This is a genomic window from Sulfitobacter sp. TMED3, assembly GCF_002167505.1.
In the GTDB taxonomy this organism is placed as follows: Bacteria; Pseudomonadota; Alphaproteobacteria; order Rhodobacterales; family Rhodobacteraceae; genus Sulfitobacter; species Sulfitobacter pontiacus.
Window position 1 is genome coordinate 123,213 of the sequence record NZ_NHBI01000017.1, and the last position, 18,480, is coordinate 141,692.

An 18,480-nucleotide genomic window follows, 5' to 3' on the forward strand; every position below is an offset into this window, starting at 1 on the left:
AGAATTCGAAAGGAGCGTCCCATGCAGATCAAGCCCGCACATCCCGATGATGCCGCCAGACTTGTCGAGATATGGTATCGTGGTTGGCATCAGGCCCATGCCGATGTCGTGCCGCCCGCCTTGACCGCCCTGCGCAGTTTCGAAGAGTTCACGATGCGGATGCGTGTGCACCTTAAGCATACGCAGGTGGTCTGGGTCGAAGGGCAGATCGCGGGGTTCTTCATGGTGGACCATGACGAGATCTACCAGTTCTACGTCAGCGATGCCTTTCAGGGCAGCGGTCTGGCGCAGCAGATGATGGCGGCGACCGAAGCAGAACTGGGGCATGGGTTGAAATGGCTGGCCTGTTCGGTTGGCAACACCCGCGCCGCGCGGTTCTATGAGGCCTGCGGCTGGGTGCAGGCGGGCACGATCCCCTACGAGGTCGAAACCGGCGAGGGGCCGTTGCAGATCGACGTTTGGCGGTACGAAAAACGGCTCGGCCCGCAAGAGCAGGCAGAGGCGGTGATCGTCGCCGATCCGGTTGTCACGCAGCGCGCGATGTAGACCGCACTAAAGCCTGGCGGCCTGCGCGCGCAGTTCGAATTTCTGGATCTTCCCGGTCGAGGTCTTCGGCAGCTCTCGAAACACCACGCGTTTGGGTGCTTTGAACCCCGCAAGCGTGTCGCGCGCAAAGGCGATCATGGCGGCTTCATCTCCGCTCCGGCCCGGTTTCAGCTCGACAAAAGCACAGGGCACTTCGCCCCATTTCTCGTCTGGTTGCGCGACAACGGCGGCGAGGTTCACATCCGGATGGCCCATCAATACGCCTTCGACCTCGACGGACGAGATGTTCTCGCCGCCCGAGATGATGATGTCCTTGGCGCGGTCGGCGATCTGCATATGTCCGTTTGGATGCTGCACCGCCAGATCGCCCGAATGGAAATACCCGCCCGCAAAGGCCGCGCGCGTGGCGGCGGGGTTCTTGAAATACCCTTTCATCACCGAATTGCCGCGGATCATGATCTCTCCCTGTGTGGCAGCGTCCAGCGGGACTTGGGCCATTTTGCTATCCATGACGGTGATCTCTTCCATCATCGGCATGGCGACGCCCTGACGGGCCTTGATCGCGGCGCGCTCGGCCCCTTGGGCGCTGTCCCATGCGGGGTCCCACAGACATTCAGTGACATGGCCGTAGGTCTCGGTCAGCCCGTAGACCTGTGTGACGTTGAACCCCAAAGCTTCGATCTTGGACAGGGTGGCAGGGGCAGGGGGCGCACCGGCGGTAAAGACCTCCACCTGATGGTCAAAGGCGCGGCGTTCCGCTTCCGTCGCGTTCACCATCATGTTCAGCACGATGGGGGCACCGCCAAAATGGGTCACGCCTTCGTCGCCAATGGCGTCATAGATCGCGGCGGCAGTGATGTCGCGGCAGCAGACCAGTGTGCCCCCCAAGAGGGGCATCATCCAGGTGTGGTTCCAGCCGTTGCAGTGAAACAGCGGTACGATCTGCATGAACACGGGCCGCATCACCATACGCCAGCTGACCACCGTGCCCATGGTCATCAGATAGGCCCCGCGATGGTGATAGACCACGCCTTTGGGACGCCCCGTCGTGCCAGAGGTATAGTTGAGCGCAAGGCTTTCCCATTCGTCCTGCGGCATGATCCAGTTGAACGCAGGGTCGCCGGTGGCGATGAAATCATCATATCTGGTGTGGCGACCCGTTGCCGGAAACCCCGCCGCGGGATCAGGGACTTCGATCAGCAGCGGGGGCGGGCCGTCGAGGGTTGCACATGCCGCCTCTGCCAGATCGACGAACTGCGTATCGACCAGCAGCACCCGCGCTTCGCCGTGGTCGAGAATGTAGCCCACCGTATCCACATCCAGCCGCGTGTTGATGGTGTTAAGCACGGCACCGCAGGCGGGCACGCCGAAATGCGCCTCTGCCTGCGCGGGGATATTGGGCAGGATCGTCGCCACAACCTGACCCGGTTCAACCCCCGCCGCCGCCAAGGCCGAAGCAAGCTGCGAACAGCGCGCATGGTACTGCGCATAGCTCACCCGATGCGCGCCGTAGATCACCGCTGTCACATCGGCAAAGACATGGGCCGCGCGCTTCAGGTGCGACAGTGGCGTGAGCGGCACGTAATTCGCGGCGCATTTGTCCAACCCGTCTTCGTTCGTCATCCAGCCCATGGCGCACCCTGTCTTTTTTCGCTTTGTCCCGGTTACTATTGCGCAGCATCCCCCGTTTTGGGAAGGATGATAAAAGCAAGGCAAAGGCAGGATATGGGCACGAGCGTAAAGCGGCCAATCACAGATGCGGCGGGGCGGTCATGATCATCAGCCGCGGGCGCAACTATATCTTTGTGCATATCCCCAAGACCGGAGGCACGTCCCTTGCTCTCGCGCTGGAAGCACGGGCGATGAAGGACGATCTGATGCTGGGCGACACGCCCAAGGCGGTCAAGCGGCGCAAGCGTCTGGCAGGGGCAGCGTCGGCAGGGCGGCTTTGGAAACACGCGACCATCGCCGATATCGAAGGCGTGGTCACCCGCCAAGAGATTGCCCGGATGTTCGCCTTTGCGCTGGTGCGTAACCCGTGGGACCGGATGGTCAGCTATTACCATTGGCTGCGCGCGCAGGGGTTCGATCATCCCGCCGTGGGGCTTGCCAAGTCGCTGGCGTTTGACGCCTTCGTGCAGACGCCTACCGTGCAGGGCAGCCTTCTGGCCTCTCCCTACGGGTCATATCTGCGTGACGGCGCAGGCGAGGATCAAAGCAACCTGTTCATCCGGATCGAGCATTTCGCGCAGGACGCGCAGCCGCTGTTCGACCATCTGGGCTTTGATCTGACGTTGCCGCATGCGAATGCGTCGGACCGCGCGGCGGGCTATCGGGACCACTATACCCCCGAAACACGCGACCTGATCGCCACGACCTGCGCCGAGGATATCGCGCGTTTCGGCTACAGTTTCGACGGCTGAGAGCGCGGGCGGTACATCACCCAGCAAAGCAAAACGGCCAGCAAGATCTGCTGGCCGTTTCCGTTTTCTCTATCGGGCGTTTCCGGCTTAAGCGGCTTTGGCGTCCGGCCCGAAGCGACCATAGAAGGTCTGGTTCTTCTCGGCCATTTCACGCAGCAGGTCAGGGCATTTGAACCGCTCGCCGAACTGCGCTTCCAACTGGTCACAACGTTCCGCGGCATAGGGCGTGCCGATGATGTCGAGCCAGCTGAACGGGCCGCCGGACCAGGGCGCAAAGCCCCAGCCAAGGATCGCGCCCACATCGCCTTCGCGGATGTCTTCCAGCACGCCTTCTTCCAGTGCACGTACCGCTTCGAGCACCTGAACGAACATCAGACGGTCCTGCACATCGCGCAGGTCGGGCTGTTCTTCGGCCAGCGGGAACTTGTCGTGCATCCCCTTCCAATAGCCCTGACGCTTGCCCTTTTCGTCATAGTCAAAGAAGCCCGCGTTCGCCTTGCGGCCCAGACGACCCAGATCTTCCATCCAGAAGATCAGATCATCCGCTTGGCTGGCAGGATAGGCATTGCCCATGGCCGCCTTGGTCGCGCGGGCAATCTTGGCCCCCAGATCGATCGAGGTCTCATCGGTCAGCTGCACCGGCCCCACAGGGAAGCCCAAAAGCTGCGCCGCGTGATCGACCAGTTGCGGTGCCGCCCCTTCGGTGATCATCCGCGCGCCTTCGTTGGCATAGGGGATGATGCAGCGGTTGGCATAGAAGAACCGCGCGTCGTTGACCACGATCGGCGTCTTGCGGATCTGACGCACATAATCGAGCGATTTGGCTACCGCACGGTCGCCCGTTTCAGCACCCTTGATGATCTCGACCAGCGCCATTTTCTCGACGGGCGAGAAGAAGTGGATGCCGATGAATTGATCCGCGCGGCTGGAGGCTTTGGCCAGCTCGGTGATCGGCAGGGTCGAGGTGTTGGAGGCAAAGATGCAATCCTCGGGGATCACGGCTTCGACCTTCTTGGTCATCTCGGCCTTGACGGCAGGGTCTTCGAAGACGGCTTCGATGATCAGGTCACAGCCTTTCAGCGCGTCCAGATCGGTGGTCGCGGTGATCAGATCAAGGGCTGCGGCTTTCTTTTCCTCGGTGGATTTCTTGCGCGCGATTCCCTTGTCAAAGAAGCTGGCGGAATAGGCTTTGCCCTTGTCGGCGGCTTCTTGGGTCTGGTCGATCAACACGACCTCGATCCCGGCTTGGACGGAAACAAGCGTGATGCCCGCACCCATCATGCCAGCCCCCAGAACGCCCAGTTTCTTGACGCGCTGATCGGCAACGCCTTCGGGACGTACCGCGCCTTTTTCCAGCGCTTCCTTGTTCAGGAACAGCGACCGGATCATGGCAGAGGAGGACGGGTTCAGCAGGATGTTGGTGAACCAGCGCGCCTCGATCTTCAGCGCGGTATCGAAGGGCACAAGCGAGCCCTCGTAAACGGCGCTCAGCAGGGCCTTGGCTGCAGGGAAGGCACCTTGGGTCTTGCCGTTGACCATCGCATTGGCCCCGACAAACGTCATGAAGCCCGCAGGGTGATAGGGGGCACCACCGGGCATCTTGTAGCCCTTGGCGTCCCAGGGTTTCAGAATGTCCGCATCCTTGGCATTCAGCACCCATTCTTTCGCGGCGGCTACCGGATCAGCGACAACTTCGTCGATCAAACCGGCAGATTTCGCAGCAGCAGGGGCAACCATCTTGCCTTCCAGCAAGAAGGGCGATGCGGCCATCGCGCCGAGTTTGCGCGCCAGACGGGTGGTGCCGCCCGCGCCGGGGAAGATACCGACCATGATCTCGGGCAGGCCGATACGCGCCTTGGGGTTGTCTGCGACAAAGATGCGGTGCGTGGCCAGCGGCAGTTCAAGCCCGATGCCCGCGGCGGTGCCGGGTAGGGCAGAGGCAATCGGCTTGCCGCCCTTGTTGGTCTTGGCGTCCATGCCCGCGCGTTCGATCTTGCGCAGCAGGGCGTGCATTTTCATCGTGCCGTCAAACAGCCCTTGCGCCGGATCATCGCCTGCGTCTTCGCGCATCTTGGCAAGCAGGTTCAGGTCCATACCACCGGCAAAAGACCCGTCCTTGCCGGAGGTGATCACGGCCCCCTTGATGGCGTCGTCGGACAGGACCGTGTCGATGACGCTGTCCAGCTCGGACAGGCCCTCGATCGACATGACGTTCATGGATTTTCCGGGCACGTCCCAGGTGATGATGGCGACGCCGTCGGCGTCTGTCTTCATGGTGAAATCGGTCATTTAAATCTCTCCCTGATTTGGAGTGTGTTACGAGCGCTGAGGCGTATAGTCAGCGAATTTTTCAAGCAGTGAGCGGATCAAGGCGATGGTGGCTTCGGGGCCTTTGTCGCAGTCTTCCTCGCTTAGCAGTATCCGTTTGAAGTCCTTGAACCGCTCGCGGTCATAGCTGTCGCTTGGATCGTTGCGATGCTTGAAGAACAGCGGCGGCGTGGCCTGATACAGGCGCACATATTGCCCCCCGCGGTCCTCTGCGAGCTTAAGGTCCCTCAGCCCACGCCGCGCTGCCAGAACGGCCACGGCGTGGAAAGGATGCGGCTGGTCGCCCATCAAACGCGCTCGATGATGGTGGCGGCACCCATGCCGGAGGCGATGCAAAGCGTGGCCATCCCGACTTCCTTGTCCGAACGCTCAAGCTCGTCCAGCAGCGTGCCGATGATCATCGCGCCGGTGGCCCCCAAGGGGTGACCCATGGCGATCGACCCGCCGTTCACGTTGACCTTGCTTTCATCGACGTCGAACGCCTGCATGAAGCGCATGACCACAGCGGCAAAGGCCTCGTTGACCTCGAACAGATCGATGTCGTTGATGTTCATGCCATTGTCGGCAAGGATCTTTTCGGTCACGGGAACTGGGCCGGTCAGCATGATGGTCGGGTCGGTCCCGATCTTGGCGGTCGCACGAATACGCGCGCGTGGCTTGAGACCGTGTTTCTCGCCGAACTCCTTGTTCCCGATCAGCACAGCCGCCGCACCGTCCACGATGCCCGAGGAGTTCCCCGCGTGGTGGATGTGGTTGATCTTCTCGAGGTGCGGATATTTCATCAGCGCGACCTTATCAAAGCCGGGCATGACCTCGCCCATCTGCTGGAACGCAGGGTTCAGAGACCCGAGCGACTGCATGTCGGTCTGGGGGCGCATGTATTCGTCATGGCTGAGGATCGACAGACCGTTCTGGTCCTTGATCTCGATCACGGATCTATCAAAGCGCCCTTCGTCCCAGGCTTTCTTGGCACGCTGCTGCGACTGCATCGCCAGCTTGTCGGCCTCGTCACGGGTAAAGCCGTATTCGGTCGCGATGATGTCAGCCGAGATGCCCTGCGGCACGAAATACCGCTCCATCGCGAGCGAGGGATCAACGGCAATCGCCGCGCCGTCGCTGCCCATGGCCACGCGGCCCATCATTTCAACGCCACCGGCGATATAGCCCATGCCTGCGCCACCGCGCACCTGGTTGGCGGCAAGGTTCACAGCTTCCATGCCAGAGGCACAGAAACGGTTGATGGCAAGGCCGGGGATGCGTTCATCCAGATCGGACGCCAGCACGGCAGAGCGCGCCAGACAGCCGCCTTGCTCCATCACCTGGGTCACGTTGCCCCAGATCACGTCCTCGACGGCATGGCCTTCAAGATTGTTGCGCTCTTTTACAGCGTTGAGCGTCAGCGCGGACAGGCGCAACGAAGTCAGCTCGTGCAGGGCGCCGTCTTTGCGGCCCTTGCCACGCGGGGTGCGCAGGGCGTCGTAGATATATGCTTCGGTCATGTGGTGTCTCCCTTTGGGTCAGGCGCGGTCAGCAGGGCTGCCGGGCATCAGGTCGTAGGGGGCTTTCCAGCCCGGTGTGTCGCTCAGACGCGTGAGCCACGCGTCGATATGGGGCCAGTCCTTGCGGACAAAGCCGAAAGGCTCGGGGTAATACAGATAGCCGCAGCAGCTCAGATCGGCGTTGGTGATCCCGTCGCCGACAATCCAGTCGCGGCCGTTCAGATGGTCGTTCAGCACGGCATAGGCCGCAGACAAACGCCCCTGCATAAAGCCGATGACTTCTTTGGGTTGCTTGTCTTCAGGCAGGAAGTTCATCAAAAAACGCGTCATACCGGCGTTCGAGCTGAGCTTGTGGTTGTCCCACAGCACCCACCGCAGGATCTCGCGGCGCTCTTCGGGATTGCCCCCGCCGAATTTGCCGGATTGTTCCGAGACATAATCCTGGATCACGCCGGATTGGGTCAGACGGATGTCACCATCAATCATCACCGGCGCTTCGCCCATGTTATTGATCGTCGTGCGGTAATCCTGCGTGCGGGTTTCGCCGCCGAAGAAATCAACTTTCACTGGCTCCCAGTCGAGCCCCGACAGCTGCAGCGCAAGCGCCGCCTTATAGGCGTTTCCGCTTTCGCCGAAGCAATGCAGTTTGATGGTCATCTGAACCCTCCCTCAAGTCCTGTGTATCGATCGTCGTCCCGTGGGGGTTTCACACCCCCACACCCCCGTGGAGTTTATCCGGCAAAATGAAGATGCGCGGGTTTGCGTTAATCAGTTACTAATCATCCTGTCGTATTCAACCCCCGCGCGGCAGGCTGGAGAGCTGAGCCGCGTGCAAAGTGAAGCCCTGCTTTGGTCGTGCGGGTCGCAGGATCAGGGCAGGGTGTTCGCGCTTCATTTTGCCCTTAAACTCTCCCCGAAGGGTCGGGTTCGGCAGGGCGTTCGGGGTGTGGTGGTGTGCTACCTCTTTCGTCCGTCCAGTTCCGCGTTGAACAGCCGCAGTCGCGCGGTCAGGTTCTCTTCGTCGATCACGCTGTTGAAGTTCTCGAAGAGAAACGACAGCGCTTCGCCTTCATCCAATCCGGCCTCTGCCGCGAATTTCTTCAGGCGGCGGTAGCCGTCTTCGGTCATGGCGACAGGGAAGCGGCGGGTCAGGCGGAAACGTTTGGGCATCGGGCGTCCTTTCAGTCATCATCGGGGTGGGGGATGTCCCCACCCCGGTGCAACCTAGAAGTTTGCCGCGTCCAGCGCCATCACAGTATCCGCGCCGGTTTCGATCCGCTTGAGGTGCAGCGAAGTCGCGGGCAGCTGGCGGGCCATGTAAAAACGGCCGGTTTCCAGCTTGGTCTCGTAGAAGGACGCGTCGCCGGTGCCATTTTTCAGCGCTTTCTTCGCGGCCAGACCCATTTTTGCCCACATCAGGCCCAGACAGACATGCCCGAACATATGCATGAAGTCATTCGACCCCGAGAGCGCGTTGTTGGGGTTCTTCATGCCGTTCTGCATGAAGTACATGCCCGCCGACTGCAGGTCTTTGCTGGCAGCCTTCAGAGGCTCCATAAAGCTGGCGTCGAACTCGGCGTCCTGGCCTGCGTTTTCCTTGATGAAGNNNTTGACCANATCAAAGAANGCCATNACNTGTTTGCCNCCGTCCTGCGCCAGNTTGCGGCCCACGAGGTCNAGCGCCTGAACGCCATTNGCNCCTTCGTAGATCNNGGCGATNCGGGCGTCGCGGGTGAACTGGGACATGCCCCATTCCTCGATATAGCCGTGGCCGCCATAGACCTGCTGNGCCTTGACCGTCATGTCATAGCCGATGTCGGTCAGGAAGCCTTTGATGACGGGGGTCATCAGCGAGACAAGCCCGTCGGCATCCTTGTCNTCCGCGCGGTGTGCCGCGTCGATCAGGCTGGCCCCCCAGAGGATGAACGCCCGCGCCCCTTCGACAAAGGATTTCTGCTCCATCAGGCTGCGACGGATATCGGGGTGCACGATCAACGGATCGGCAGGCTTGTCGGGGTGCTCTGTNCCNGTGACGGCACGGCCTTGCAGGCGGTCCTTNGCGTAGGCCAGCGCGTTCTGATAGGCCACATCGGCCTGCGCCAGACCCTGCATGCCGACGCCCACGCGGGCTTCGTTCATCATGGTGAACATCGCGCGCATGCCTTTGTGTTCGTCNCCCAGCAGGTAGCCGACCGCGCCATCATAGTTCATCACACAGGTAGAGTTGCCGTGGATGCCCATTTTCTCTTCGATGGAGCCGACGGACACCGCGTTGCGTTCNCCAAGCGAGCCGTCTTCCTTGACCATGAACTTGGGCACGATGAACAGCGATACGCCCTTGATGCCTTCGGGGCCGCCTTCGATCTTGGCCAGCACCAGATGGATGATGTTATCGGCCATGTCGTGTTCACCGGACGAGATAAAGATCTTCTGGCCGGTGATCTTATAGCTGCCGTCTTCCTGNGGCGCTGCNTTGGTNCGCATCAGGCCCAGATCGGTGCCGCAGTGGGGCTCTGTCAGGTTCATGGTGCCGGTCCATTCGCAGGACACCATGTTGGGCAGATATGTATCCTTTTGGGCGTCAGAGCCGTGNGCGAGGATCGCCGAGGCCGCACCGTGGGTCAGGCCCTGATACATGGTGAACGCCTGGTTGGACGCCGAGAACATCTCGCCCACGGCGGTGCCGAGGATATAGGGCATGTTCTGGCCGCCGTATTGCTCTGGCATGTCCAGACCGGTCCAGCCGCCNTCCTTGACCTTCGCAAAGGCGTCCTTGAACCCTTTGGGGGTGTAGACGACGCCGTTCTCCAGACGGCAGCCTTCCTGATCACCNACCGCGTTCAGCGGNGCGAGGACTTCGGAGGTCAGNTTGCCTGCTTCTTCCAGAATGGCAGAGGTGAAATCCGCCTCAAGCTCGTCGTANCCGGGGGTGGACGACGCGGTGACGTTCAGCACGTCGTGCAGGACGAATTGCATATCCTTGATCGGGGCGGTGTAGCTCGGCATGTGGTGTTCTCCCTTGGCCATCTGGCCGTCGTTTGGTCAGTATATCTGGGTCGGTGTATCAGGTGTTCGGGTGCGCCGGACTGCGGGCCTATTCTGCCGCGTTGCGGGCGCTGTTGATGGAGGCGATCATTTTCTCCCCCCATTTCAACTGGTTTTGCAGGTCGTCGATGGCGTTGTTCAGATCCTCGCGCTGTGCTTCGAGGTCGGCCAGACGTTCGCGCGCGATGTCATAGGTGCGCGCCAATTGGGTCTGTTGCTGGTCGCCCATGTGGTACAGGTCCAGCAACTGGCGGATTTCTTCGAGGCTGAAGCCAAAGCGCTTGCCACGCAGGATCAGTTTCAGCCGCGCACGGTCCCGTTTGGTAAACAGGCGCTTTTGTCCCTGACGTTCGGGGAAAAGCAGTTCTTTCGCTTCGTAGAACCGCANGGTGCGCGGGGTCACATCGAAGGCGGTGCACATCTCGCGGATGGTCATCGTAGTGTTGGACATATCAGTTACTCGCTATTCTATCACTGCTGTAGAACGGTCAACTTCACCTAAACTGGGAGCGGTATAACCCAGAAACAAGCTTACGTAAGTTGGACGCTACGTCAAACATTTGCTTTACGTTGAGTAAATCTGCGTAACCCCACGGGGATTTTCCCGAGACGGTCATTGATAGGTATCTCGCGCCGACTAAGTGATGTGGGGNAGCAAGTTNTATCGGCCGGGGGGGTGATATGNCCNAGGATATGGATCCGCGATTATTCACAGAGTGTCTGCGCGAGGTCAGCAGCGTTTCGGCGCTATGGCTGCTGGTGCAACGCTTTGCCAAAGCGCAGGATTTTCGCACGGTCACCTATCACAGTATCGATGTGCAATCGCTTGGGGACACCAGCTTTGGCGCTGTCGCGATCGGTATCCCGGCAGAGTTTCACCGGATGTATACCGAAGAGCACCTGTATCTGGACGATCCGTTNCCCCCCTTTGCGGCCTCACAGATCACCCCGTTNTTCTGGCGTGACCTGCCGCAGCTAACCACCTTGACCGAAAAGCAGAAAGCCTATCTGAACANAGCGAGAGAATTCGGCTTTGCCGATGGNCTGGTCTGTCAGGTCTTTGGGCCACAGGCGCGCAATGCGTTGGTCAGTATCGGCTTCCACCACGACAGGCCGCGCCCGACCGATGCAGAGGTTCTGGACCTGCACGTCGCCAGCCAGTTTGCCCATATGCGGTTCTGCGCGCTTGTGGCAGGNCCTGCTGCNCCCAATCGGCGCTTGTCCCCGCGCGAGCTGGAATTGCTGCGTTGGATCGCGCGNGGCAAGAGCAACACCTCGATCGCGCAGATCATGGGGGTGTCGCGNCACACGGTCGATACGATCATGCGGCGTCTGTTTGGCAAACTGGATGTGACCGACCGGACTCGCGCGGCGGTGCGGGGGCTGGCCTTTGGGCTGATCGATCCGTCGCTGGATAACCTGTCGTAATACAAGGGGGCGCAACCGGATGTCGCGCACTTACGGGACGTGCGCATCACCTGTCGGACGCATAGTCGTGGCGAATTCTCAACCGTAAGTGGACAGGCCGTGGCGCAGAACAAACCCCCGAAACCCTCAACGACACCGAATATCTATGATCTTGCGCAGGGGCCCGTGATTTCCGCGTCTTCCGCATCGCGGGGGCTCAAGGATGCGGCCAAGCTCGTTGAAGACGTGGCGTATGAATTTGCTGCCTGTCTCGACGCTGATTCACTGTCAGAACTGATTGTGACAGCCGCAGATCTTACCCGTCTTTCCGATGTGATGGGTCGGATGGCCGCGCGGCAGGCGTAAGCCGGCCCGCATCGCATCGGTTTCTCATACCATAGCTTGATGCTGCCAACGACGGCGTCATCCAGCCAGCGGCTGTCAGATGTGGTAGCGCCCCGTAAACCCAAAGCGCTACGCAAATATCAGTCGCGCTTGGCCAATGCGGCCTCTGTATCGTCGCGAGATTTCTGCAGCTCTGCGATGGCTTCGTCCAACTGCTTGCGCTGTTCTGCCAGCTCTCCCAACTGGCGGTCCGCGCTAATGACCCAAGCGCGCATTTGCGCTTCGGTGCCTTCGTTTTCATAGATCAGCAGCCACTGGCGGATGCCTTCCAGCGAATACCCGAACTTNCGNCCCCGCATGATCAGCTTCATGCGGGCGATTTCCCGCGCGCCATAGCTGCGGGACCGGCCTTCGCGCTCGGGGTGGAGCAATTCTATGTACTCGTAATAGCGCAGCGTGCGCGGCGTGACGTCAAACTCCGCACACATTTCTTTAAAGTTCAGGCGTTTGTCTGTCATCTTGGTCTCCTCAAGTTCGGAAACTATGCGGTTCACTTTCCAAGCGCAACACTGGGGTTGCTCTTGCTTGGTCGCTCGGTTGATATGGGGAGAATAACGCCAAGGAAGTAAAAAATGTCAGACAAACTTCGCATCGCCAAGCAGTTCATCGCGGCGCTGCCTTACAGCGGTGCCCTGGGGATGGAACTGCAAGAGCTGGANGGCGGCGTCGCCGTGATCGACATGCCNTATGATGAACGGCTGATCGGCGANCCGCGCACNGGTGTCTTGCATGGCGGGGCCGTGTCGGCGTTGATGGATACCTGCTGCGGGGCCGCGGTGATGAGCCACCCCAGCAATCCCGGNGGGACGGCGACGATTGATTTGCGCATCGAATATCTGCGCGCGGCTGTGCCCGGTCAACGGATCACGGCGCGGGCGGAATGTTATCACGTGACGCGGAATGTCGCCTTTGTGCGCGCCACGGCACAGGACGAAGAAGACGGCAGCCCGGTCGCCACCGCCACCGGCAGTTTCACGGTGGAGGGCAAACGATGAGCACACGGAGCAAACCNGAGGCGGTACAGGTCGTNAAAAAGCGTCGCGATGCGGCACTGCGCGCGCTGGTGGACGGCGTGCCCTACATCAGCTTTCTGGGGATCGAGTTCGACCGCCGTGGCGACGAGCTGACCGGCGTTCTGCCGTTTTCCGACAAGCTGATCGGCAATCCGCTGNTGCAGGCGCTGCACGGTGGGGCCACGGCCTCGTTCCTTGAGGTCACGTCGATCATCACGCTNAGCTGGGAATACCTGTGGGAGGATCTTGAATCCGGTGCGCTNGCCGTCGACAAGATGGATGCNACGCATNTGCCACGNCTGCCCAAGACCATCGACTTTACCGTCGATTANCTGCGCTCGGGCNTGCCGCGCGATGCCTATGCGCGCGCGCGGATCAACCGGTCGGGGCGGCGCTATGCCTCGGTGCATGTCGAGGCGTGGCAGGACAACCGCAGCAAGCTTTTCGCGCAGGCAACGGGCCATTTCCTGATGCCCCAACGCCGTGACTGACGCGATTCCCAAGGGCGAAGTCAGCGCCGTCGCCCAAGGCAAACTATCCGCGAAAGACGTGGTGACCCACCGCCGCGTGCTGAACATCGCCATCCCGATTGTTATCTCCAACGCCACNGTGCCCATCTTGGGCGCGGTGGATACCGGCGTNGTCGGGCAGATCGGGCTGGCGGCCCCTATCGGAGCCGTGGGCATCGGCGCGATCATCCTGTCATCGCTCTACTGGGTNTTCGGNTTTCTGCGGATGGGCACCGTCGGGCTGACCGCGCAGGCGGCAGGCAACAACGACGCGGCAGAGGTCGCGGCNCTGCTGACACGCGGGCTGCTGATCGGCGGGCTGGCGGGCCTTGCGCTGGTGATGCTGCAGATACCGCTGTTCTGGGCGGCGTTTCAGGTCTCTCCTGCCAGCGTCGAGGTCGAAAACCTCGCCCGGTCCTATATGGGGATCCGCGTCTGGTCCGCCCCGGCGGCGATTGCGATATACGCGATCACCGGCTGGCTGATCGCGCAGGAACGCACCCGTGCCGTGCTGGTGGTNCAACTGTGGATGAACGGGCTGAATATCGCGCTGGACCTGTGGTTCGTGCTGGGGCTCGGCTGGGGTATCCAGGGCGTCGCCATCGCGACCTTTCTGGCGGAATGGTCGGGTGCGGCGCTTGGGCTGTGGTTCTGCCGTGCGGCTTTCGGAGTGCCCGCATGGCGGGACTGGGCGCAGGTGTTCGACGGGCCGCGCTGGATCAACATGATGAAGGTCAACGGCGACATCCTTGTGCGGTCGCTTTTGTTGCAGGCGGTGTTCGTCTCGTTCCTGTTTCTGGGATCGGGGTTGGGGGATGTAAAGCTCGCCGCCAACCAGGTGCTGCTGCAATTTCTGATGATCACGGCCTTTGCGCTTGACGGTTTCGCCTTTGCGGCCGAGGCGCTGGTCGGGCGGGCTATGGGCGGCAAGCAGCGTGATGTCCTGCGGCGCGGCGCGGTGCTGACCAGCGGTTGGGGTCTGCTGGCCTGTGCCTTGATGACCCTGGGCTTCGCGTGGGGCGGGGGTATGATCATCGACCTCATGACCACGGCCCCGCTTGTGCGCGAAGAGGCGCGGGTGTTCTTGCCCTATATGGTCGCGGCCCCGCTGCTGGGGTGGGCGTCATGGATGCTGGACGGGATCTTTATCGGGGCCACGCGGTCGCGGGACATGCGCAACATGATGGCAGTGTCGTTTGTGATCTACTGTGCAAGTGCTGCGCTGCTGGTGCCGTGGCTGGGCAACCACGGGCTGTGGATTTCGCTGCTGGTGTCCTTTGTCGCGCGTGGGGTCACGCTGGCGCTGCGCTACCCCGCGTTGGAGCGTGCGGCGGGATAGGCCCCGCCCGCGCAGGGTCGGGGCGAAGTCACGCGGATAGCGCCCCGATCTCCGTCTGTGCGTCCTGTCAAAGCCAAGCGCTGCGGTTGCTGCCCACGGCATCGGCCACGGTATCGAACCCGTCCTGCTTCAGCAGTTTGTCGAGCCCCTTGGCGATATCCGCCGCCAGTGACAGCCCGCCATAGACGAGCGCCGTATAAAGCTGCACCGCCGAAGCGCCTGCGCAAATCTTGGCATAGGCATCCTCGGCCGAGCTGATGCCCCCGACGCCCACCAGCGGAATATCGGTAAGCGTCGACAGGCGCGCCAGCACGCGGGTGGACTTTTCGAACAGGGGCGCGCCCGACAGCCCGCCCATCTGGTCACGCTGCGCGTTCTTCAGGCCGGTGCGGTCCAGCGTTGTATTCGTGGCAATGATCGCGGCAACATCTGCGTCATTGGCGACCTCTGCCACATCGGCGATTTCCGCCTCGGTGAGATCGGGGGCGATTTTCAGGAACACGGGCGTATCTCCGCGCACCTCCATCACGCCGGCCAGAAGTGCTGCGAGGGCGGCCTTGCCCTGCAGGTCACGCAGCTTTTCGGTATTGGGCGAGGATACATTGACCGTCGCGAAATCCACGTGATCGCGGGCAAGCTCCATCACGCGGGCGAAATCGGCGGCGCGGTCGGTGCTGGTCTTGTTGGCCCCAAGGTTGAGCCCCACGGGCACGCCCGCGCCGCGGCGCGCCAGTCGCGTGCAGATCGCCTGCATGCCTTCGTTGTTGAAGCCAAAGCGGTTGATCGCCGCGCGGTCCTCGGTCAGGCGGAACAGTCGGGGTTTGTCATTGCCGGGTTGGGGCAGGGGCGTGGCGGCCCCGACCTCGATAAAGCCGAAACCCGCGTTGGACAGCGGCGCGACGGCGGTGGCGTTCTTGTCAAACCCCGCGGCAAGGCCGACAGGGTTGGGCAGGCTCATCCCGGCAAGCGAGGTTTTCAGCCGTTTCGATGTGACCGGACCGGGCGCGGGCGCAAGGCCAAGCCGCAGTGCGGTGATTGCCAGACCATGGGCCGTTTCGGGGTCAACCTGATGCAGGGCGCGCAGCCCCAGCTGCTCGGCCATGCGCTTCATGCAAATTCATCCGTCAGGGGCAGCGGTGCGCTGCGGATCAGGCGCGATGTCACAACCGCGGCCTGACGGTGCACCACCGCCTGTTTGTACCGCGGGTCCGAGATCATCTGCAAAAAGGCGTGGGCGTTGGGGTATTGCGCGATGAACATCACATCCCAATCCTCGTCCGAGGGGCCGATCAGCGTTGCCTCGAACTGGCCGCGCCACAGGATCGATCCGCCGACATCCGCCAGCACCGGACCGCTTTCGGCACCGTAGTTCTTATAGGCTTGCGCCCCTGTCAGCGCCTTGGCGGCCAGCGCGTGATCGTCGGGGTAAGCGGCCTTGTCGCGCAGTTTGACAAGGTTCACCATATTCAGCGGCGTGTCGCGGTCCAGCCCCTTGAAGGCGTCGAACTGTGCGCGATCCGGGTCGATATATCCTGTCATCATTAAGCTTCCTTAAAGCCAGCGGGAAATTCATGCGCCCCGTTCAGCAAGGGCAGGGGCTGGGCCCAAACCACATCCTCTAGCATGAGCATGCGGTACAGATGCGGGAACTCGGCGCCGCCGCGCGACACCTCCCATTTCAGCGCATCGCCAAGACGGTCGGTCTCTACGGCCAGAAGAAACAGGTCTGCCTCACCGGCAAAGTGTTTCGCGGCCGTTTCAGCCGCTTGTTCAGAGGTCGAGAAATGCACATAGCCATCGGCGACATCAACCGGCGCGCCCGTGGTAGAGCCGTCGCGGCGCAGGGCCTGCCATTCATCGGAGCGGAAAATTTTGTAAATCAACATAGCCGCTGTGATGCCTTGGTCGGTGCAAACGGTCAAGGGCTGTGCGCTTTGCCGCAGCGCAGGGCGGTGACCTTGGGGAAGGGCGGGTTTGCGCTCAGATGGTCTTTGACAAGGGGGCAAACTGGGGGTCACCATAGGTGCATAATTCAACCCAAAGGGGGGACCCATCATGAAACGATTCCTGACAGCCACGGCAGCGCTTGCGCTGACCTCGGGCATGGCAGCGGCGGATTATAGTCTGACCATTCTGCACACCAATGATTTCCACGCGCGGTTTGAACCGATCAGCAAATACGATGGCCCTTGTTCCGCCGAGGACAATACCGCCGGTGAATGTTTCGGGGGTACCGCACGGCTGGTCAACGCGATCAAGGACGCCAAGGCCCGCACCAACAACCATGTGCTGGTCGACGGCGGGGACCAGTTTCAGGGCTCGCTGTTCTACACCCACTACAAGGGCAAGATGGCAGCCGAGATGATGAACATGCTGGGCTATGACGGCATGACTGTGGGCAACCACGAATTCGACGATGGCCCTGAAGTGCTTGCCGGTTTCATGGAGGCGATCGACTTTCCCATCCTGATGTCGAATGCCGATGTCTCTGCCGAACCGCTTCTGGCGGACAAGCTGGCGAAATCTGCCGTGATCGAGCGTGGCGGTGAAAAGATCGGCCTGATCGGGCTGACCACCGAGGACACCCACGAACTATCGAGCCCCGGAGACAACGTNGTCTTNACCGATTCCGTNGCTGCCGTNCAGGGCGAGGTCGATCTGCTGACCGCGCAGGGTATCAACAAGATCATCGTGCTCAGCCACTCNGGCTATGGGGTCGANCAGATGGTCGCCGAGAATACCACAGGTGTTGATGTGATCGTCGGCGGGCACACCAATACGCTGCTGTCTAATACCGATGAAAAAGCCGAAGGGGCCTATCCGACGATGGTCAAGGATACGGCGATCGTGCAGGCCTATGCCTACGGTAAATATCTGGGCGAGCTGAACGTGACCTTCGATGACGANGGTAAGATCAAGGAAGCCTCGGGNGATCCGATCCTGATCGACGCAGGCGTCGCAGAGGATGAGACCACNGTCGCCCGTATCGGCGANCTGGCNCAACCGTTGGANGAACTGCGCAGCAAGGTCGTCGCCGAAACCACCGAGCCGATCGAGGGCGACCGGTCGGTCTGCCGCGTGCAGGAATGTCAGATGGGCAATCTCGTCGCCGATGCGATGCTGGCCCGTGTGGCGGATCAGGGGATCGAGGTCGCGATCCAGAACAGCGGCGGCCTGCGCTCTTCCATCGACGCCGGAGAGGTGACCATGGGCGAAGTGCTGGCGGTGCTGCCGTTCCAGAACACCCTGTCGACCTTTCAGGTCACCGGTGCGGCANTGGTAGAGGCGCTGGAAAATGGCGTGAGCCAGATCGAAGAGGTCGCAGGTCGTTTCCCGCAAGTGGCGGGCATGACCTTCACCGTGGACACCAGCGCCGAGCCGGGCAGCCGCATCAGCGATGTCACCGTATCCGGCATGCCGCTTGATCCCGAAAAAACCTATGGCGTCGTGTCCAACAACTATGTGCGCAATGGCGGCGACGGCTATGCGCCGTTTACCTCTGCGCAGAACGCCTATGANTACGGTCCCGATCTGGCGGATGTGACGGCTGAATTCATCGCCGCCAACGGGGCCTATACGCCCTATACCGATGGCCGCATCACGGTGAAGTAAGCCACATCGCCATATCAATGCGAAACGGCGCGCCGCTGGAAACAGGGGCGCGCCGTTTTTATTTCAAGCACCTGCGACAATCGCAGGGATGGACCCGATCACTCGCTCAGCGGTGCGGGGTCAAAGCTGATCTCGCCGGAGTAGCTTTTGGGGTTTTCCCCAAGCGATGTGCCGATAAAGGTCACTTGGCTGTTTGCCTCTACCGTTTGGCTAAAGCTGCTGCCGGTTTCCAGCGTGCCGGATGACCACGACCCGTCACCCGCGCTGACGTTGCGCGCGGCGCTGGCGTTGTTGACAAANCGGAGCTCGTCCCCGGCATCGACATAGATCACGGCAGGAAAGAAGGCGTCGTCA

Annotated in this window: 20 protein-coding genes; 8 read left to right on the forward strand and 12 right to left on the reverse strand. The window is 61.4% G+C overall.

From position 1 onward, the window contains the following. The first annotated feature begins 21 nt into the window (after positions 1–21). Complete coding sequence (locus CBB63_RS05460; protein WP_005849471.1) at positions 22–546, forward strand: GNAT family N-acetyltransferase; 525 nt, start codon at positions 22–24, stop codon at positions 544–546. Between the two features lie 6 nt (positions 547–552). On the opposite strand, the gene CBB63_RS05465 is transcribed toward CBB63_RS05460, so the two are convergent. Beyond that, on the reverse strand, positions 553–2,178 hold the full coding sequence (locus tag CBB63_RS05465; protein ID WP_286698434.1) for an AMP-binding protein: 1,626 nt from the start codon (positions 2,176–2,178) through the stop codon (positions 553–555). Between the two features lie 140 nt (positions 2,179–2,318). Here CBB63_RS05465 and CBB63_RS05470 point away from each other — a divergent pair, with 140 nt between their 5' ends. Further along, entirely contained in the window at positions 2,319–2,969 is a 651-nt protein-coding gene (locus CBB63_RS05470; protein ID WP_286698435.1) for a sulfotransferase family 2 domain-containing protein, read from the forward strand. Positions 2,970–3,056: 87 nt separating this feature from the next. Here the strand turns inward: CBB63_RS05470 and CBB63_RS05475 are convergent, their stop codons facing one another. From CBB63_RS05475 to CBB63_RS05505, 7 genes are all read right to left on the reverse strand, one after another. Next, positions 3,057–5,258, reverse strand: coding sequence for a 3-hydroxyacyl-CoA dehydrogenase NAD-binding domain-containing protein (locus tag CBB63_RS05475; RefSeq protein ID WP_286698436.1), 2,202 nt, complete (start codon positions 5,256–5,258; stop codon positions 3,057–3,059). A 27-nt stretch (positions 5,259–5,285) separates the two neighbouring features. Beyond that, on the reverse strand, positions 5,286–5,585 hold the full coding sequence (locus tag CBB63_RS05480; RefSeq protein ID WP_286698437.1) for an acetyl-CoA acetyltransferase: 300 nt from the start codon (positions 5,583–5,585) through the stop codon (positions 5,286–5,288). Next, positions 5,585–6,796 (reverse strand): acetyl-CoA C-acetyltransferase, encoded by a 1,212-nt coding sequence (locus CBB63_RS05485; RefSeq protein ID WP_286698438.1) that lies wholly within the window; start codon positions 6,794–6,796, stop codon positions 5,585–5,587. Before CBB63_RS05485 ends, CBB63_RS05480 begins: the two co-directional genes overlap by 1 nt. Before the next feature lie 18 nt (positions 6,797–6,814). Continuing rightward, a complete protein-coding gene (locus CBB63_RS05490; RefSeq protein ID WP_074634677.1) occupies positions 6,815–7,453 on the reverse strand; it encodes a glutathione S-transferase family protein in 639 nt (212 codons plus the stop codon). 300 nt (positions 7,454–7,753) lie between these two features. After that, positions 7,754–7,966: a hypothetical protein gene (locus CBB63_RS05495; protein WP_005849464.1), complete on the reverse strand. Its 213-nt coding sequence runs from the start codon at positions 7,964–7,966 to the stop codon at positions 7,754–7,756. 54 nt (positions 7,967–8,020) lie between these two features. Further along, complete coding sequence (locus CBB63_RS05500; protein ID WP_286698439.1) at positions 8,021–9,802, reverse strand: acyl-CoA dehydrogenase C-terminal domain-containing protein; 1,782 nt, start codon at positions 9,800–9,802, stop codon at positions 8,021–8,023. 88 nt (positions 9,803–9,890) lie between these two features. After that, entirely contained in the window at positions 9,891–10,292 is a 402-nt protein-coding gene (locus tag CBB63_RS05505; protein WP_286698440.1) for a MerR family transcriptional regulator, read from the reverse strand. 242 nt (positions 10,293–10,534) lie between these two features. Here CBB63_RS05505 and CBB63_RS05510 point away from each other — a divergent pair, with 242 nt between their 5' ends. After that, on the forward strand, positions 10,535–11,269 hold the full coding sequence (locus CBB63_RS05510) for a helix-turn-helix transcriptional regulator (RefSeq protein WP_286698441.1): 735 nt from the start codon (positions 10,535–10,537) through the stop codon (positions 11,267–11,269). 99 nt (positions 11,270–11,368) lie between these two features. After that, positions 11,369–11,614: a hypothetical protein gene (locus CBB63_RS05515; protein WP_286698442.1), complete on the forward strand. Its 246-nt coding sequence runs from the start codon at positions 11,369–11,371 to the stop codon at positions 11,612–11,614. 119 nt (positions 11,615–11,733) lie between these two features. Here the strand turns inward: CBB63_RS05515 and CBB63_RS05520 are convergent, their stop codons facing one another. Then, a complete protein-coding gene (locus CBB63_RS05520; RefSeq protein ID WP_009825151.1) occupies positions 11,734–12,111 on the reverse strand; it encodes a MerR family transcriptional regulator in 378 nt (125 codons plus the stop codon). A gap of 114 nt (positions 12,112–12,225) precedes the next feature. On the opposite strand from CBB63_RS05520, the gene CBB63_RS05525 reads away from it, so the two are divergent. From CBB63_RS05525 to CBB63_RS05535, 3 genes are all read left to right on the forward strand, one after another. Further along, positions 12,226–12,648, forward strand: a complete 423-nt coding sequence (locus CBB63_RS05525) for a PaaI family thioesterase (protein ID WP_286698443.1) — start codon at positions 12,226–12,228, stop codon at positions 12,646–12,648. Beyond that, positions 12,645–13,157, forward strand: a complete 513-nt coding sequence (locus CBB63_RS05530; RefSeq protein ID WP_286698444.1) for a PaaI family thioesterase — start codon at positions 12,645–12,647, stop codon at positions 13,155–13,157. The genes CBB63_RS05525 and CBB63_RS05530 overlap by 4 nt, the downstream gene beginning before the upstream one ends. Further along, complete coding sequence (locus tag CBB63_RS05535; protein ID WP_286698445.1) at positions 13,150–14,514, forward strand: MATE family efflux transporter; 1,365 nt, start codon at positions 13,150–13,152, stop codon at positions 14,512–14,514. Before CBB63_RS05530 ends, CBB63_RS05535 begins: the two co-directional genes overlap by 8 nt. 67 nt (positions 14,515–14,581) lie before the next feature. Here the strand turns inward: CBB63_RS05535 and CBB63_RS05540 are convergent, their stop codons facing one another. From CBB63_RS05540 to CBB63_RS05550, 3 genes are read right to left on the reverse strand one after another with little or no spacing between them, the layout of a single operon-like run. Beyond that, the gene (locus CBB63_RS05540; protein WP_286698446.1) at positions 14,582–15,625 is read right to left on the reverse strand and encodes a quinone-dependent dihydroorotate dehydrogenase; all 1,044 of its coding nucleotides are present in this window, start codon (positions 15,623–15,625) and stop codon (positions 14,582–14,584) included. After that, positions 15,622–16,053: a DUF1330 domain-containing protein gene (locus CBB63_RS05545; RefSeq protein ID WP_037954495.1), complete on the reverse strand. Its 432-nt coding sequence runs from the start codon at positions 16,051–16,053 to the stop codon at positions 15,622–15,624. The genes CBB63_RS05540 and CBB63_RS05545 overlap by 4 nt, the downstream gene beginning before the upstream one ends. A 2-nt stretch (positions 16,054–16,055) precedes the next feature. Continuing rightward, entirely contained in the window at positions 16,056–16,400 is a 345-nt protein-coding gene (locus CBB63_RS05550) for a DUF952 domain-containing protein (RefSeq protein WP_286698447.1), read from the reverse strand. A 169-nt stretch (positions 16,401–16,569) separates the two neighbouring features. Between CBB63_RS05550 and CBB63_RS05555 the strand changes: the two genes are divergently transcribed. Beyond that, a complete protein-coding gene (locus CBB63_RS05555; RefSeq protein WP_286698448.1) occupies positions 16,570–18,126 on the forward strand; it encodes a bifunctional metallophosphatase/5'-nucleotidase in 1,557 nt (518 codons plus the stop codon). Positions 18,127–18,480 lie beyond the last annotated feature (354 nt).